Annotated in this window: 13 protein-coding genes; 10 read left to right on the top strand and 3 right to left on the bottom strand. The window is 64.4% G+C overall.

Going from position 1 to position 16893, the window contains the following annotated elements; translation table 11 throughout:
* Positions 1-119: 119 nt before the first annotated feature.
* Positions 120-3584: a DNA polymerase III subunit alpha gene (gene dnaE, locus M2320_RS16485; protein WP_264598210.1), complete on the top strand. Its 3465-nt coding sequence runs from the start codon at positions 120-122 to the stop codon at positions 3582-3584.
* Positions 3585-3744: 160 nt separating this feature from the next.
* Here dnaE and M2320_RS16490 read toward each other — a convergent pair whose 3' ends face one another.
* A complete protein-coding gene (locus M2320_RS16490; protein WP_264598211.1) occupies positions 3745-4620 on the bottom strand; it encodes an alpha/beta hydrolase in 876 nt (291 codons plus the stop codon).
* A 197-nt stretch (positions 4621-4817) separates the two neighbouring features.
* Between M2320_RS16490 and M2320_RS16495 the strand changes: the two genes are divergently transcribed.
* Both M2320_RS16495 and tsf read left to right on the top strand, forming a co-directional pair.
* Positions 4818-5816 (top strand): 30S ribosomal protein S2, encoded by a 999-nt coding sequence (locus M2320_RS16495; protein WP_184427956.1) that lies wholly within the window; start codon positions 4818-4820, stop codon positions 5814-5816.
* A gap of 232 nt (positions 5817-6048) precedes the next feature.
* Positions 6049-6975, top strand: a complete 927-nt coding sequence (tsf, locus tag M2320_RS16500) for a translation elongation factor Ts (protein ID WP_264598212.1) — start codon at positions 6049-6051, stop codon at positions 6973-6975.
* A 213-nt stretch (positions 6976-7188) separates the two neighbouring features.
* Here the strand turns inward: tsf and M2320_RS16505 are convergent, their stop codons facing one another.
* Positions 7189-7383, bottom strand: coding sequence for a hypothetical protein (locus M2320_RS16505; protein WP_264598213.1), 195 nt, complete (start codon positions 7381-7383; stop codon positions 7189-7191).
* Between the two features lie 124 nt (positions 7384-7507).
* Complete coding sequence (locus M2320_RS16510; protein WP_184427959.1) at positions 7508-8431, bottom strand: LysR family transcriptional regulator; 924 nt, start codon at positions 8429-8431, stop codon at positions 7508-7510.
* A gap of 175 nt (positions 8432-8606) precedes the next feature.
* Between M2320_RS16510 and M2320_RS16515 the strand changes: the two genes are divergently transcribed.
* The 7 genes from M2320_RS16515 (at position 8607) to yajC (ending at position 16890) form a co-directional block, all read left to right on the top strand.
* Positions 8607-9674 (top strand): class 1 fructose-bisphosphatase, encoded by a 1068-nt coding sequence (locus M2320_RS16515; protein WP_264598214.1) that lies wholly within the window; start codon positions 8607-8609, stop codon positions 9672-9674.
* Between the two features lie 16 nt (positions 9675-9690).
* A complete protein-coding gene (locus M2320_RS16520; protein ID WP_264598215.1) occupies positions 9691-10566 on the top strand; it encodes a phosphoribulokinase in 876 nt (291 codons plus the stop codon).
* A gap of 49 nt (positions 10567-10615) precedes the next feature.
* Entirely contained in the window at positions 10616-12613 is a 1998-nt protein-coding gene (gene tkt, locus M2320_RS16525) for a transketolase (RefSeq protein WP_264598216.1), read from the top strand.
* A 217-nt stretch (positions 12614-12830) separates the two neighbouring features.
* The gene (fba, locus tag M2320_RS16530) at positions 12831-13913 is read left to right on the top strand and encodes a class II fructose-bisphosphate aldolase (RefSeq protein WP_184427963.1); all 1083 of its coding nucleotides are present in this window, start codon (positions 12831-12833) and stop codon (positions 13911-13913) included.
* A gap of 42 nt (positions 13914-13955) precedes the next feature.
* Positions 13956-15341 carry a ribulose-bisphosphate carboxylase gene (locus tag M2320_RS16535; RefSeq protein ID WP_184427964.1) on the top strand — a complete coding sequence of 462 codons (1386 nt, stop codon included), beginning with the start codon at positions 13956-13958 and terminating at the stop codon, positions 15339-15341.
* A gap of 165 nt (positions 15342-15506) precedes the next feature.
* Entirely contained in the window at positions 15507-16211 is a 705-nt protein-coding gene (gene rpe, locus M2320_RS16540) for a ribulose-phosphate 3-epimerase (protein WP_264598217.1), read from the top strand.
* Between the two features lie 217 nt (positions 16212-16428).
* Positions 16429-16890, top strand: coding sequence for a preprotein translocase subunit YajC (yajC, locus tag M2320_RS16545; protein WP_184427966.1), 462 nt, complete (start codon positions 16429-16431; stop codon positions 16888-16890).
* Positions 16891-16893 lie beyond the last annotated feature (3 nt).

Genomic DNA, 16893 nt, shown 5'->3' on the forward strand with positions numbered 1-16893 from the left:
TGTTTAGGGGAACGCACGCGCAATGGAACGGGAACAAAAAACTGTGATCCTTTGTCGCAGTCCCGATCCTTTCGCAGGCTGTGCGGGGGGCGGGATACAACCTGAAGGGGACGAGGCGGATGCAGCACATCGCTGATTTGATCGAGCGGGTCGGCTTCGTTCATCTTCACGCCCACACCGCCTTTTCCCTGCGCGAGGGCGCGCTGCCGCTGGCCAAACTGCTGAAACTGGCGGAGGCCGACGGCCAGCCGGCGCTGGCGGTGACCGACACCAACAATTTGTTCGGCGCGCTGGAATTTTCGGAAAAGGCGTCGAAGGAGGGGCTTCAGCCGATCGCCGGCGTGCAACTCGCGGTCGATTTCGCCGACGCCGAATCACTGCGCGTCCCCGGCGAGCCGCTGGCGGGCGACGCCTCGCTCGGCAATCTGGTGCTGCTGGCCATGGACGAGGCCGGCTATCTCAATCTGATGAGGCTGGTGTCGGCGGCCTGGACCGGCGTCGATCCCGGCGACGCCGCCCATGTGACGCTCGCGCAATTGCGTGAATCGAACGAGGGTTTGATCGCGCTCACCGGCGGTCCCTCCGGTCCGCTCGACCGCGCGCTCGCCCTGCACAAGGACGAAGCCGCCGAGACCCGGCTCGACGCGCTGGTCGCGCTTTTTCCCCAGCGGCTTTATATCGAGCTTCAGCGCCATGGCGTGGAGCTGGAGCAGCAGGTTGAGCCGCTGCTGCTCGACGTCGCCTATCGCCGCCACGTGCCGCTGGTGGCGACCAACGAGCCCTATTTCGCCGCCAAATCCGACCATGACGCCCATGACGCGCTGCTGTGCATCGCCCAGGGCGCGCTGATGTCGGACGACAACCGCAAGAAACTGACGCCCGAGCACCGGTTCAAGACGCGGGCGGAAATGCTGGAGCTGTTCGCCGACCTGCCCGAGGCCACCCGCAACACGGTGGAAATCGCCTTGCGCTGCGCCTTCCGGCCGAAAACCCGCGGGCCGATTCTGCCGAATTTCACCGAAGGCGCGGATGAGGCCGCCGAATTGCGGGCGCAGGCTGTGGCGGGGTTGAAGGCGCGGCTCGACGCCCACGGCCCCGCGCCGGGCCAGACGCTGGAGGATTATGACAAGCGCCTCGAATTCGAGCTGTCGATCATCGAGAAGATGAAGTTTCCGGGATATTTTTTGATCGTCTCCGACTTCATCAAATGGGCGAAATCGCAAGGGATTCCGGTGGGGCCCGGGCGCGGCTCCGGCGCGGGCTCGCTGGTCGCCTATGCGCTGACCATCACCGATCTCGACCCGATGCGCTTTTCGCTGCTGTTCGAGCGATTCTTGAATCCCGAACGCGTGTCCATGCCGGACTTCGATATCGATTTCTGCCAGACACGGCGCGACGAGGTGATCGCCTATGTGCGCCGCCGCTATGGCGCAGATCGCGTCGCGCAGATCATCACGTTTGGCTCGTTTCTGGCGCGCGGCGTGTTGCGCAATGTCGGCCGCGTGCTGGAAATGCCGCTGGGCCAGGTCGACAAGCTGGCGAAGATGGTGCCGCAGAATCCGGCGGCGCCGGTGTCGCTGAAACAGGCGATCGAATCGGAGCCGCGCCTGCAGGAGGAGGCGGAACGCGATTCGAAAGTCGCCAAGCTGTTGGAAATCGCCGAAAAGCTCGAAGGCCTGTATTCCAACGCCTCGACCCATGCGGCGGGCATCGTCATCGGCGACCGGCCGCTCGACCGGCTGGTGCCGCTCTACCAAGACCCCAAGTCGGAAATGCCGGCCACCCAGTTCAACATGAAATGGGTGGAGCCGGCCGGGCTGGTGAAATTCGACTTTCTGGGACTGAAAACGCTTACGACTCTTTCAACCTGCGTGAATCTGCTGAAATTGCGCGGGATCGAGGTGGACCTGTCGAAAATCCCGCTGGACGATATCAAGACTTACGAAATGCTCGGGCGCGGCGAGACCGTGGGCGTGTTCCAGCTGGAAAGCGCGGGCATGCGCAAGGCCTTGTCCGAAATGCGCGCCGACCGTTTTGAGGACATTATTGCGCTGGTGGCGCTCTACCGGCCCGGCCCCATGGCCAACATCCCCACTTATTGCGCGGTGAAACTCGGCGAGGAGGACGCCGACTACATCCACCCCAAGATCGAATGCGTTCTGAAGGAGACGTTTGGCGTCATCATCTACCAGGAACAGGTGATGCAGATCGCCCAAATCCTGTCCGGCTATTCGCTGGGCGAGGCCGACATGCTCCGCCGCGCCATGGGTAAGAAAATCAAGGCGGAGATGGACAAGCAGCGCGAACGATTCGTCGATGGCGCGGTGAAGGGCGGTCTGGAAAAAGCCAAGGCTGACGAAATTTTCGATCTGTTGGCGAAATTCGCCGACTATGGGTTCAACAAGAGCCATGCGGCGGCCTATGCGCTGGTCGCCTATCAGACCGCCTGGTGCAAGGCGAACTATCCCGTCGAATTTTTGGCGGCGTCGATGACGCTCGACAAGAGCAACACGGATAAACTCGCGGAATTCCGCAATGAGGCGCGCCGGCTGGGAATCAAGGTCGAGCCGCCGTCGATCAATTTTTCCGGCGTCGATTTCGAGGTTCACTCCGATCCGGAGGGCGCGCTGACGATTCGCTACGCCTTGTCCGCCGTAAAGGGCGTGGGCGAGGGGCAGGCGGCGGCGCTTGTGGCGGCTCGGGGGGAGCAAAAATTCGTCAGCCTTGCGGAAATGGCGCAGCGGCTGAACCCGCGCGAGGTCAACAAGAAGGTCTTGGAGAGTCTTGCTGCTGCCGGCGCGTTCGACGAGCTGGAGCGTGATAGGTCGAAGGCGTTCGCGTCGATGGAAAAGGTTTTGGCGCACGCCAATGTGGCGCAGGACGAAGCGCGGGCCGGGCAGAACGCTTTGTTCGGCGGCGGCGAGCCGGAGCCGCTGCGGCTGGGCAAGTGGGACAATTGGTCAGCCGAGGAACGGTTGAAGCGCGAGTTCGATTCGATCGGATTCTTTTTGTCCGGGCATCCGCTCGATTCCTATCAGGCGGTGCTGCAAAAATTGCGGGTGCGCAATTGGGCGTCGTTCGCCCGCGCCGTGAAACAGGGGGCGTCGGCCGACCGGCTCGCCGCCACCGTGCTCGACCGCACCGAGCGGCGGACAAAATCCGGCAACAAGATGGGCATTGTCACTTTGTCGGACGCTTCCGGCCAGTACGAAGCCATCATGTTCCAGGAGGGGCTGAACCAGTTCCGCGAACTGCTTGAAAAAGGCGCGTGCGTGCTGGTGACGCTGGACGCGCGGCTCGACGGCGAGGATGTGCGCGCCCGCATCACCCTCGTCGAAAAACTCGACGAGGCGGCGGCGCGGATTCAGAAGGGTTTGAGGATCGCTCTGCGCGACGGCGCGGCGCTGCCGATCCTGGCGGAGCGGCTGAAGGGCAAGCCGGAAGGCGAGGTCACGCTTCTGCTTCGGCTTGACGAGGATGAGCGGGAGGTCGAGGTTAAGCTGCCCGGCAAATATCCGATCAATCCCGCGGTCTCCAATGCGATCAAGAGTTTGCCAGGGGTGGCGGAGGTGGAGCTGGTCTAGCAAGCTGCTGAAAAACCCGTGGACCGCCCCCGCCCTGGCGCGCGCGCCCGAGACGCCCGCCAAGGCGGGCTCCTCAGGGTGAGGGCTACTCGAGGAGGCTGCGCAGCAGCCTGCCGAGCTTGTCGAAGCATCGAACCATAGACATGAGAACGGGACTTTTTCAGCAGCCCGTTACGGCCCATCGGTCGAGCGCGCTGACGAAAAACGTCTTGAGCCGTTCGCGATAGACTGGCGTGTCGGCCCAGGTCGCCTGGGCGTGGTTCAGGCCGTCGAGGACCAGCAGGTCCGAGCGGCCACCTGCCGCCGCCTGCATTTCCCGGCCTTCCCGCGGCGGCGTATAGGCGTCGGCGCCGCCGACGACAATCAGCGCCGGCGCCGTCACTTTGCGCAAGGCGTCGATCGGACGCAGGCGCTCCGGCCCGACGCCGAAGCGCAGCCTGGACTGGTGTTTCAGCAGCGGCGTCAGCAGATTGGCGAGCGGCGCCGGCGCATGGGCGGCGATGCGGTTGCGGATGGCCCTGTCGATATCGGCGAAGACGCAGACGAGAGCAAAGGCCTGAGCGGACAGGGGGCCGTCGTCGCCGAGCAGCGCGGCGGCGCCGCCCAGCGAAATGCCGATCACGCCGATGGGGGCGCCGTGCTGTTTGGCCTTGAGCCAGTCGAAACCAGCGCGGGCGTCGCGCGATTCCGTCAGGCCAAAACTGTGGGCGGCGGCGTCGGACTCTCCGTGGCCGCGCAGATCGAGGGTGAGGACAGCAAAACCCTGTTTCGAAAACCATTGCGCTTGCGCGGCATAGCCGGTCCGATGGGCGAAAATGCCGTGCAGCAGCAGAATGCCGGGCGAATCCGGTTTCGCGCCGGGCCAATAGGTGGCGGCGAGTGTCACGCCATCGGCTGCGGTGAGAGAAATGTCCTGCGCCGGCGCGGCGGCGGCGATCCGGGGGGCGGGCGTCCGGCCCCAGACCATGGCCGAGCCGGCGAGCCAGGCGAGCGCGGGAACGGTAAGGGCGAGGCTCAGCAGGACAAGGGGGATCATGAGTCGGCGCGCCATCGGTTCGAATCGGCGCGAGCTTAGCCTGCGAATGTGACGACCGGCTTGCCATTCTTTCCGGCCTGATATAAAGGGGCCCCTCCAATCCACACGCGAAGGACGGCGGCCTGTTCCAAGGCTCGCTCCGGTGGCTTTGATCCTCAAAGCCAAAACTTCGCGGCGGCTCAACCGGAGAATTTGTAATGGCGCTTCCTGATTTCACCATGCGCGGCCTGCTCGAGTCCGGCGCCCATTTCGGCCACCAGGCTCACCGCTGGAACCCGAAAATGGCCCCCTATATTTTCGGCGTGCGCAATAACATCCACGTCATCGACCTCGCCCAGACCGTGCCGCTGCTGCACCAGGCGCTGAAGGCCGTGTCCGACACCGTCGCCAAGGGCGGCCGCGTGCTGTTCGTCGGCACCAAGCGCCAGGCCCAGGAGCAGATCGCCGACGCCGCCAAGCGCTCCGCGCAGTACTACATCAACGCCCGCTGGCTCGGCGGCATGCTGACCAACTGGAAGACCATTTCCGCCTCGATCGCCCGTCTGCGCAAGATCGACGACCAGCTGAACTCCGGCGCCTCCGGCCTCACCAAGAAAGAGCGCCTGATGATGTCGCGCGAACGCGACAAGCTCGAGAAGGCGCTGGGCGGCATCAAGGACATGGGCGGCGTCCCGGACCTGATCTTCGTCATCGACACCAACAAGGAGCAGCTGGCGATCAAGGAGGCGGCCCGCCTTCACATTCCGGTCGCGGCCATCCTCGACACCAATTGCGATCCGGACGGCATCACCTATCCGATCCCGGGCAATGACGACGCCGGCCGCGCCATCGCGCTGTACTGCGACCTCGTCGCCCGCGCCGCGCTCGACGGCATTTCCCGCAGCCAGGGTTCGCTCGGCTTCGACCTCGGCGCCGCCGAGGCCCCGGTCGCCGTCGAACTGCCGGCCGACGCCGAACTCGCCTCGACCGACGTGTTCGAGCTTCTGTCCGCCCCGCGCGGCGCCCCGGACGATCTGTCCAAGCTCGCCGGCGTCGGTCCGCAGGTGGAGAAGAAGCTCGCCGACGCCGGCCTCTACCACTACTGGCAGTTCGCCGCCATGACGGACGCCGACGCCGCCAAGGTCGACGCCGATCTCAAGCTCAACGGCCGCGTCGCCGGCTGGGTGCAGCAGGCCCGCGAACTGATCGCCGTCTGACACTTTTCGTTTCCGACGACGTTTTCCGCGGCGCGCCAAAATGGCGCGCCGTCTGTTTAACCGGCCAATCCGGTTCGCGCAGAGAGCGGGTTGAAGCGCATGCAATCCGGTCCGCGCGGCGGGCCGGCCGAAGAGCATCAAGAGAGCTGTCGCCGGTTCTTCACATTCCCAAGTTTCCATAGGCCGCGAACGCTTGAGCGATTCGCAGGCCAAGCCCAAGAGGATGACGTTCATGGCCACGATCACCGCCGCCCTGGTGAAGGATCTCCGCGAAAAAACCGGCGCCGGCATGATGGACTGCAAGCAGGCGCTCAACGAGGTCGACGGCGACATCGAAGCCGCCATTGACTGGCTGCGCAAGAAAGGCCTGTCCAAGGCCGCCAAGAAATCCGACCGCGTCGCCGCCGAGGGTCTGGTGGGCATCGCCACCTCCGGCACCACCGGCGTCGTCGTCGAGGTGAACTCCGAGACCGACTTCGTCGCTCGCAACGAAGAGTTCCAGGCTCTGGTCAAGACCATCGCGCTGGTCGCCGCCGAAAAGGGCGAGACCGACGTCGAGGCGCTCAAGGGCCAGCATTATCCCGGCGCCTCGGGCACGGTGGCCGACGCCATCTCCAACGCCATCGCCACCATCGGCGAAAACATGACTCTGCGTCGCGCCGCCAAACTCACCGTGTCGGACGGCGTGGTCGGCCATTACCTGCACAATTCCATCGGCGAGGGCCTCGGCAAGATCGGCGTGCTCGTGGCGCTGGAATCGACCGGCGACAAGATCGCGCTCGCCGAGCTCGGCCGCAAGATCGCCATGCATGTCGCCGCGACCAATCCGGTGGCGCTCGATTCGACCGGCGTCGATTCGGCCACGCTGGAGCGCGAGAAGAACGTGCTGCGCGAGAAGAACGCGGGCAAGCCGGCTCATGTGCTGGAGAAGATCGTCGAATCCGGCCTCAAAACCTATTTCAAGGAAGTCACGCTGGTCGAGCAGGCCTACATCCATGACGGCGCCAAGACGGTGGCCCAGGCCGTCGCCGAAGCGGCGAAAGTGGTCGGCGCTCCCGTCGCGCTGAAGGGTTTTGTTCGCTACGGCCTCGGCGAAGGCATCGAGAAGCAGGAAGCCGATTTCGCGGCGGAAGTTGCGGCGGCCGCCTCGGGCGCCTGAGCGTTTTCGCAAAGGTGAAATCAGGGGGCGGCTCCAGCGAGCCGCCCTTTTTCTTTGGCTGGGAAAGTCAAAAATAAACCCGCCCCAGCGTGTAGCGGCGCTGGGACGGGTCCTGAACGCTGTCGCGCCCGCGACAGCAGCGTCATGCTAGCTGATTCGAGGGGACCGCGTCATCTGGGCGCCGCGACCTGGGCGCGAATTTTTTTAGCCAGATCAGGCGGCTTTGCCTTCGTGCGCCGCCTCGGCTTGCGGCGGCGTCAGCGTTTGCAGGTCGTCCAGCGCGTCATCGAGATGCGCGAGCACGCGAAGGAAGGCTTCGCTGTCGAGATGGCTTCTCATGACCTCGGCGCGCGCATAGGCGATGCTGATCCACGCGCGTTCCGCCAATTCCTGTGCTGTGCTTGTCATTGTTGGCGCCCTCCCGGCGCGGCCTCGACTCATCGACCGCAGGACGAGTATGGCGCGGGGAAGGCAACGCGTTAAGGTTGTGTTGAGCTTCGTTAACACAATTCTAGGTTGTGTTGCCGCACGCTCACACTTTGGGCCACAGCCGGGCGCGATTGGCGATAAAAAAATCACGGAATTTCAATGCGGCGCGGCTTGGGGCGGGCTCGATTCGGGTCAGCAGAAACCATTGCCGCACCAGGGGCAGGCCGGTCACCGGCAAAGCGATCAGGTGGCGGTCGGCCAGCTCCATCCGGCAGGTGTGCGCCGAAATGATGGCGAGGCCGAGCCCCGCCATCACCGATTGCTTGATGGTCTCGTTGGTGCCCATTTCCACCACATTGAAGGGGCGCCCGCCGCCGAGCCGGGCGAGAAAACGCTCCATCAGCAGCCTTGTGCCCGATCCCGGTTCGCGCGCCAGAAAGCGCTCCTCGACCAAATCTTCGGCGAGAATTTCATTGTCGGTTTCGAGCCGGTGGCCGGGCGGCGCGATCAGGACGTGCGGATGATCGCCGAGCGTAAAAGTTTCGACGCGCAGATGCGCGGGCGGGCGGCCCATCATGGCGATGTCGAATTCGTCGCGCTCGAGCGCCGCGATGATTTCCTCGCGATTGCCGATTTCCAGCGTCACGCGAATGTCGGGGAAGGCGCGGTTGAAGGCGGCGACGAAATAGGGGGCGAGATATTTGCCGGTGGAGACCACGCCGAACACCACGGAGCCCGTGGCGCCGGCGATCAGCGCGTCGACCCTTTCGCCGGCGCGCGCCGCCAGCCGCTCGAAATCCAGGGCGAGCGACAGCAGTTCGGCGCCGATTTCGGTGGGCGCAAAGGGTTTTGAGCTGTCGCGATGGAACAGCGGCGCGCCGACCATCTCCTCCAGCAGTTTCAACTGGGTGGAAATGGCGGGCGGGGTGACGCCGAGGGTCAGGGCGGCGCCGCTCACCGAGCCGCGCTCGACCGTCGCCGAGAAGGCGCGCAATTGCCTGCGGGTCAATCCGCGAAAATCCGGCATGTCTCTCCCCGTCGTTTTAGATTATCTAAATCAGATTTCCATTTTTTAAAATTTATTTTTCTCCAGGGACGGCGTTATTAGGCCCCGTCGCCTGAGGGAACTCGGCGTCAAGCCCCAGAGGGACATCCCGCAAGGGGGAAATAAGCAACCGGCTCAGAGCCGGGCGGAGACGACAATGACCGCACATCATGCGCCGGGACAGCACGCCGTGGGCGAGAGCCTTGACGCCTATCTGACCGCCTGGGCGGGGGGCGACGCCAGCCGCGCCACTCTGGCCCAATGCATAGCGGCGCTCGCCGAAGCCGGCGCCGCCATCACCGAAGCCGTGGTGCGCGGCCCGCTCGAGGGCAGCCTCGGCGTCGAGATCGGCGCCGCCAATGCCGACGGCGACAAGCAGCGCGCGCTCGACGTGCTCGCCGACCAGAAAATCGTCGCGGGGCTGAAGACGGCGGATGTCGCCTATTACGCCTCCGAGGAAGAGGAAGCGATCCTGACGCTGAACCCGCGCGGCGCGCTGGCGGTGGCGGTGGATCCGCTCGACGGCTCCTCCAATATCGACGCCAATATTTCGGTCGGCACGATCTTTTCCGTGTTCCCGGCGAGCCCGGCCGGCGCGACCGCGAGCTTCTTCCGCCCCGGCCACGAGCAGATCGCCGGCGGCTATATCGTCTATGGCCCGCATGTGGCTCTGGTGTTCACGCTCGGCGAGGGCGTCGCCCATTTCGTCCTCGATCCCATCGACGAAACCTTCAAGCTGGTCGCCGATGGCGTCAAGGTCACGCCGAGCACCCGCGAATATGCGATCAACGCCTCGAACTACCGCCACTGGATTCCGCCGATCCGCACCTTCATCGACGATTGCGTCGAGGGCGCGCAGGGGCCGCACGGCAAGGATTTCAACATGCGCTGGGTGGCGTCGCTGGTCGCGGAAACCCACCGCATTTTTGTCCGCGGCGGCGTTTTCCTTTATCCGGCCGACCAGCGCCGCGGTTATGAGCAGGGCCGGTTGCGCCTGCTCTACGAGGCCAATCCGATCGCCTTCCTGGTCGAGCAGGCCGGCGGCGGCGCCATCGACGGGTTCAACCGCATCCTCGACAAGCAGGCTTCGACCCTGCACCAGCGCACGCCGCTGATCTTCGGCTCGGTGGAGAAGGTCAAACGCATCTCCTCCTATTACACCAACGTCCACTTCGAGAGCACGCCTTCCCCCCTGTTCGGCCAGCGCGGCCTGTTCCACGCCTGAGAATCGGAATTAAAAAATGTCGATCCAGCACCCCATCATTTCCGTCGTCGGCTCCTCGGGCGCGGGCACGTCCACCGTCAAGCACACGTTCGACGGCATTTTCCGCCGCGAGGGCTATGTCGCCGCCTCCATCGAGGGCGACGCTTTTCATCGCTTCAACCGCGCCGACATGAAGGCCGAAATGGCCAATCGCAAGGCGGCGGGCGACGCCACCTTCAGCCATTTCTCCGTCGAGGCCAATCTGCTCTCCGAGCTGGAAGGCGCCATGCGGACCTATGGCGAAACCGGCAAGTGCAAGGCGCGCACCTATGTCCACGACGAGCGCGAGGCGGAACTGCACGGCGTGCAGCCCGGCCATTTCACCGACTGGCGCGAGGTCGGCGAGGGCTCGGACCTGCTGTTCTACGAAGGCCTGCATGGCGCGGTGAAGGCCGACGGCATCGACATCGCCAAGCATGCCGATTTGAAGATCGGCGTGGTCCCGGTGATCAACCTGGAGTGGATTCAGAAAATCCATCGCGACCGCGCGCATCGCGGTTACAGCACGGAAGCCGTCACCGACACGATTTTGCGCCGCATGCATGCCTATGTGCATGTCATCACGCCGCAATTCACCAACACCGACATCAATTTTCAGCGCGTGCCGGTGGTGGATACGTCCAACCCCTTCATCGCGCGCTGGATCCCGACCGCCGGCGAGTCGCTGGTGGTGATCCGCTTCCGCAATCCCCGCGGGATCGACTTCCCCTATCTCACCGCCATGATCCACGATTCCTGGATGAGCCGGGCGAATTCCATTGTTATCCCCGCGGATAAGCTTGATCTGGCCATGCAACTCATCCTAACCCCTCTGATCACCCGGCTGGTCGAACGCGGCCGGCGCGCCAAGTGAGCCAAGTTGAGCCAACTGAGCCAAGTGACGGATTGAAAGGACAAAATCCATGAACCAGGCTGTTACTGCCGAAAAGGCGACCGCCGTTCCCTTCAAGGACATGGCCAACGCCATCCGCGCCCTGGCGATGGATGGGGTGGAAAAAGCCAAATCGGGCCATCCCGGCATGCCCATGGGCATGGCCGACGCCGCCGCGGTGCTGTTCACCAAATTCATGAAGATCGACCCGGCCGATCCGGCCTGGCCCGACCGCGACCGCTTCGTGCTCTCCGCCGGCCATGGCTCCATGCTGATCTACGCCCTGCATTATCTGCTCGGCTATGACGACATGCCGATCGAGCAGCTCAAGAATTTCCGCCAGCTCGGCGCGCGCACCGCGGGTCACCCGGAATATGGCCACGCCAAGGGCATCGAGACCACCACTGGCCCGCTGGGGCAGGGGATTTCGACCGCCGTCGGCATGGCGCTGGCCGAACGCCTGCTCAACGCCCGCTTCGGCAATGAGCTGGTTGACCACTATACCTATGTGATCGCCGGCGACGGTTGTTTGCAGGAAGGCATTTCGCACGAGGCGATCGATCTTGCCGGCCATCTGAAGCTCGGCAAGCTGATCGTGCTCTGGGACGACAATTCCATCTCGATCGACGGCGCCACCAGCGTCTCGACCTCGATGGACCAGCTCAAGCGTTTTGAGGCCGCCGGCTGGAATGTGGCGAAGGTCGACGGCCATAACGAGGCTGAACTGACCGCCGCCATCGAAAAGGCCCGCGCGCATTCGGACAAGCCCTGGTTGATCGCGTGTAAAACCGTGATCGGTTTCGGCGCCCCGACCCGGGCCGGCACCGCCAAGGCGCATGGCGAGGCGCTGGGCGCTGAAGAGATCGCCGGCGCGCGGAAAAATCTCGGCTGGTCTTACGAGCCGTTTGTGATCCCGGAGCCGATCCTGTCGCAATGGCGCGAGGTCTCGCGCAAAGGCGCCAGCGCCCATGCCGAATGGACCAAGCGCCACAATGCCTCGGCTTTGGCGCAAAAATTCGACAAGCAGATCTCCGGCGCTGTGCCGGAGGCGCAGGAGGCGCTCAAGGCGCTGATCGCGCAGCATGTCGCCGAAAAGCCCAAGCTGGCGACCCGCAAGGCGTCGGAAGTGGCGCTGGCGGCCATCAATGGCGCGACCGAACTGACGCTCGGCGGCTCCGCCGACCTGACCCACTCCAACCTGACGATCACCAAGGTGTTGGAGTCCGTCAAACCCGGTTCGTTCGGCGGCCGCTACATGCACTATGGCATCCGCGAACACGCCATGGCCGCTGCGATGAACGGCGTGGCGCTGCATGGCGGGTTCATCCCCTACGGCGGCACCTTTCTGGTGTTCTCCGACTATATGCGCGGCGCCATTCGCCTCTCCGCGCTGATGGGCGTGCGGGTGGTCTATGTGCTCACCCATGATTCCATCGGCCTCGGCGAGGACGGCCCGACCCACCAGCCCGTGGAAACCGTGGCGTCGCTGCGCGCCATCCCGAACCTGCTGGTGTTCCGTCCGGCGGATGCGGTGGAGACGGCGGAAGCCTGGGCGGTGGCGCTCGACAGCCTGCACACCCCCTCGGTTCTGGCCCTGACCCGTCAGGCGCTGCAGCCTTTGCGGGTGACCCCGAGCGAGAATCTGACCGCCAAGGGGGCTTATGTTCTGCGCGAGCCGGAAGGCGGACGCGACGTGACCCTGTTGGCGACCGGCTCGGAAGTCGAAATCGCGGTGGCCGCCGCCGATCTGCTCGCGGCGCAAGGCAAGAAGGCGGCTGTCGTCTCCATGCCCTGCTGGGAGCTGTTCGAGGCGCAGAGCCCCGAGTACCGCAAGTCCGTGCTGGGTTCGGCGCCGCGTGTCGGCGTGGAGGCGGCGCTGCGCTTCGGCTGGGACCGCTGGATCGGCGACAATGGCGCTTTCGTCGGCATGACCGGCTTCGGCGCCTCGGCTCCGGCGCCGGAGCTTTACAAGCACTTTGGCATCACGGCGGAAGCCGTGGCCGATGCAGCGAAAAAGCTGATCGGATAACACGGCCAGCCTTCTCCCCTTGCGGGAGAAGGTGGCGCGAAGCGCCGGATGAGGGTTCGTCCCTTCCGGCGCAAGCTTAAAAAAACCCCTCATCCGTCTCGGCGGCTGCGCCGCCGAGCCACCTTCTCCCGCCATAGGCCGTCCGAAAGACGGACGTTCTGACGAACGTCCTATGGGGAGAAGGAAGGCGCCCGTGCGCGCATTTACCGGAGGAAACATGGCCCGCATCACCCTTCGACAGCTTCTCGACGCCGCCGCCGAGCGCTCCTATGGCGTTCCCGCTTTCAACGTCAACAATATGGAGCAGGCGCTCGCCATTATGGAGGCGGCGCGGGCGACCAATGCGCCCGTCATCATCCAGGCCAGCCGCGGCGCCCGCGCTTATGCCGGCGACATCATGTTCGCCAAAATGATGGAGGCGCTGGAGCTGATGTATCCGGAGATTCCGCTGTGCATCCATCAGGATCACGGCGAGCGCGTCGCCACCTGTCTTTCCGCCATCGCCAACGGGTTTACTTCCGTGATGATGGACGGCTCGCTCAAGGAGGACGGCAAGTCGCCGGCCGATTATGATTATAATGTCGCCATCACCTCGGAAGTGGCGCGGCTCGCCCATATGGTCGGCGCTTCCGTCGAAGGCGAACTCGGCTGCCTCGGCTCGCTCGAAACCGGCCATGGCGAGGCCGAGGACGGCCATGGGTTTGAAGGCAAGCTCGACAAGAAAGACCTTCTCACCGACCCGGACGAGGCGCAGCGTTTCGTCGCCGCCACCAAGGTGGACGCGCTCGCCGTCGCCATCGGCACCTCGCATGGCGCTTACAAATTCACCAAAAAGCCGACCAGCGACGTGCTCGCCATCGACCGCATCGCCGAAATCCACGCCAAAATTCCCAACACCCATCTGGTGATGCACGGCTCCTCCTCCGTGCCGGAGGAATATCGCAACCTGTTCAACGAGAACGGCGGCGAAATGCGCGAGACCTATGGCGTGCCGGTGGAAGAGATCGTGCGCGGGATAAAATTCGGCGTGCGCAAGGTGAATATCGACACCGACCTGCGTCTGGCCGCCGCTGCGGAGTTCCGCCGCGTCGCGACGAAAAACAAGTCCGAGTTCGACCCGCGCAAATTCCTGAAACCCGCCATGGACGCCATGAGCAAGGTCTGTCGCGACCGTTTTGAAGCGTTCGGCTGCGCGGGGCAGGCGCAATACATCAAGGTCAAGCCGCAGGCCGAAATGGCCAAGGCCTATGCGTCCGGCAAGCTCGATCCGGTGATCCCGGCCCAGGCCGCCGCCGAATAAACCGAATTTTCCGTTACGCTCGCGAATTCAGTGGAGAAGACAATGGACCAGTCCGCTCGTTACGCCAATCTGAACCTGAAAGAGGCCGACCTCATCGCCGGCGGCAAGCACGTCCTGTGCGCCTATACGATGAAGCCCAAGCCCGGCCACGGCACCTATCTCCAGGCCGCCGCGCATTTCGCCGCGGAATCCTCGACCGGCACCAATGTCGAAGTCTCGACCACCGACGATTTTACCCGCGGCGTTGATGCGCTCGTGTACGAGATCGACGAGGCCAAGGAGATCATGAAGATCGCCTATCCCGTGGACCTCTTCGACCGCAACATCATCGACGGCCGCGCCATGATCGCGTCCTTCCTGACGCTCACCATCGGCAACAACCAGGGCATGGGCGACATCGAATATGGCAAGATGCACGATTTCTACGTGCCGCCGGCCTATCTGCGCCTGTTCGACGGCCCGTCGACCGGCATCAAGGATTTGTGGCGCGTGCTCGGCCGCCCGGTGGTCGACGGCGGTTTTATCGTCGGCACCATCATCAAGCCGAAGCTTGGCCTGCGTCCCGAGCCCTTCGCCAAGGCTTGCTATGATTTCTGGCTCGGCGGCGACTTCATCAAGAACGACGAGCCCCAGGGCAACCAGGTGTTCGCGCCGTTCCGGGAGTCCGTGCGCCTCGTCAATGACGCCATGATCCGCGCCCAGGACAAGACCGGCCAGGCCAAGCTGTTCTCGTTCAACATCACCGCCGACGACCATAACGAAATGGTGGCGCGCGGCGAATATATCCTCGAAACCTTTGGGCCGAACGCCGACCACGTCGCCTTCCTCGTGGACGGCTATGTCGCGGGCCCGGCCGCCGTGACCACCGCGCGCCGCCGGTTCCCGAAGCAATATTTGCACTATCACCGCGCCGGCCACGGCGCCGTGACCTCGCCGCAGTCGGATCGTGGCTACACCGCCTTCGTGCTGTCGAAAATGGCCCGCCTGATCGGCGCCTCCGGCATCCACACGGGCACGATGGGCTATGGCAAGATGGAAGGCGACGCCTCCGACAAGAACCAGGCCTTCATGCTGGTTCAGGACAGCGCCGACGGCCCGTTCTACCATCAGGAATGGCTCGGCATGAACCCGACCACGCCGATCATCTCCGGCGGCATGAACGCGCTGCGCATGCCCGGCTTCTTCGACAATCTCGGCCATTCCAACCTGATCATGACCGCGGGCGGCGGCGCCTTCGGCCATATCGACGGCGGCGCCAAGGGCGCGGTCTCGCTGCGCCAGGCGGAGCAGTGCTGGCGCGCCGGCGCCGATCCGGTCGAGTATGCCAAGGACCACATCGAACTCGCCCGCGCCTTCCACAGCTTCCCGCAGGACGCCGACAAGCTCTATCCGGGCTGGCGCGAGAAGCTTGCGTTCGCGGCCAAGTAAGCATGCGTGACGCCCTCGCCCTTCGAGACGGCCCCTGCGGGGCCTCCTCAGGTGAGGGCTTCTGATAGAACGTGGACATGAAGTGGCCCTCATGGTGAGGAGCCCGCGCAGCGGGCGTCTCGAACCACGAGGGCGGTCCATGCCCCTGACCAACGGAACCTCCCCATGTCCTTCGACCGCAGCATCAAGATCGCGCCTTCCATCCTTTCCGCCGATTTCGCCAATTTCGGCGCGGAATGCCGCGCCATCGAGGCGCAGGGGTGCGACTGGGTCCATGTCGACGTGATGGACGGCCATTTCGTCCCCAACATCACCTTCGGCCCCGCCACCTGCGCCGCGATTCGCAAGCACATCAAGGGCGTCATGGACGTCCATCTGATGATCGCTCCGGTCGACCCCTATATCGAAGCTTTTTGTAATGCCGGCGCGGATTTTTTGACCGTCCACGCCGAGGCCGGGCCGCATCTCGACCGCTCGCTGCAATTGATCCGCGCTTGCGGCAAGAAAGCCGGCGTGTCGCTCAATCCGTCCACTCCTGCGAGCGCCATCGAATTCGTGCTCGACCGCATCGACCTCGTGCTGGTGATGACAGTCAACCCCGGCTTTGGCGGTCAGAGCTTTATCGAATCCCAGGTCGAAAAGGTGCGGCAGATTCGCGCCATGATCGGCGATCGCCCGATCCATATCGAGATCGACGGCGGCATCACCCCGGAAACCGCGCCGCTGGTGGTCGCCGCCGGCGCCGACGCGCTGGTCGCCGGCTCCGCCGTGTTCAAGGGCGGCTCCGTCGACACGCCCGAAGTCTATGGCCGCAACATCGCCGCCATCCGCGCGGCGGCCGAGGCGGCGCGGATCAAGTCCGCGGCGTGACCCGCCGCTGCTGATAGGTTCGTGGACCGCCCTCGTGGTTCGAGACGGACGCCTTGCGGCGTCCTCCTCACCATGAGGGCTATTTCATTTTAGCCCCATCTGGTTCGAGACGGTTCCTTCTCTATAGACAGGGACATGACGCGGCGCCGCATCACCTTGCTTTCGTTCTGCCGCGCGTTATAGTCCGCGCCGAAATCTAGAGGTGAAGAGGCTTTCCATGTTCTTTGTCACGCCCGCCTATGCCCAGGCCGCCGGCGCCGCTGCAAGCGGGACCGACATTCTCGTCCAGATGGCGCCGTTCGGCATCATCCTCCTCATCATGTACGTGCTCATCCTTCGCCCGCAGCAGAAGCGCGCCAAGGAACATGAGACCATGGTCAAGAACATCCGCCGCGGCGACACCGTCGTCACCAACAGCGGCCTGATCGGCCGCGTGTCGCGCGTCGCCGACGACTCGGAAATCGAAATCGAAATCGCGCCGAACGTGCGCATTCGCCAGTTGCGCGCCGGCGTCGCCGAAGTGCGCTCCAAGGGCGAGCCGGTGAAGGACGAGCCGGCTAAGAAGGAGCTTCCGGGCAAGCCGCAGAAGGGCAAGGGGCCGGTCGCCAAGGCCGAGCCGCCGAAGACCCCGCCGGCCAATGACGAGCCGGCCAAGGACGATTCCAAGGACCAAGCCTGAAAG

Origin of the sequence: Rhodoblastus acidophilus (assembly GCF_025961575.1) — a bacterium.
Lineage (GTDB): Bacteria > Pseudomonadota > Alphaproteobacteria > Rhizobiales > Beijerinckiaceae > Rhodoblastus > Rhodoblastus acidophilus_C.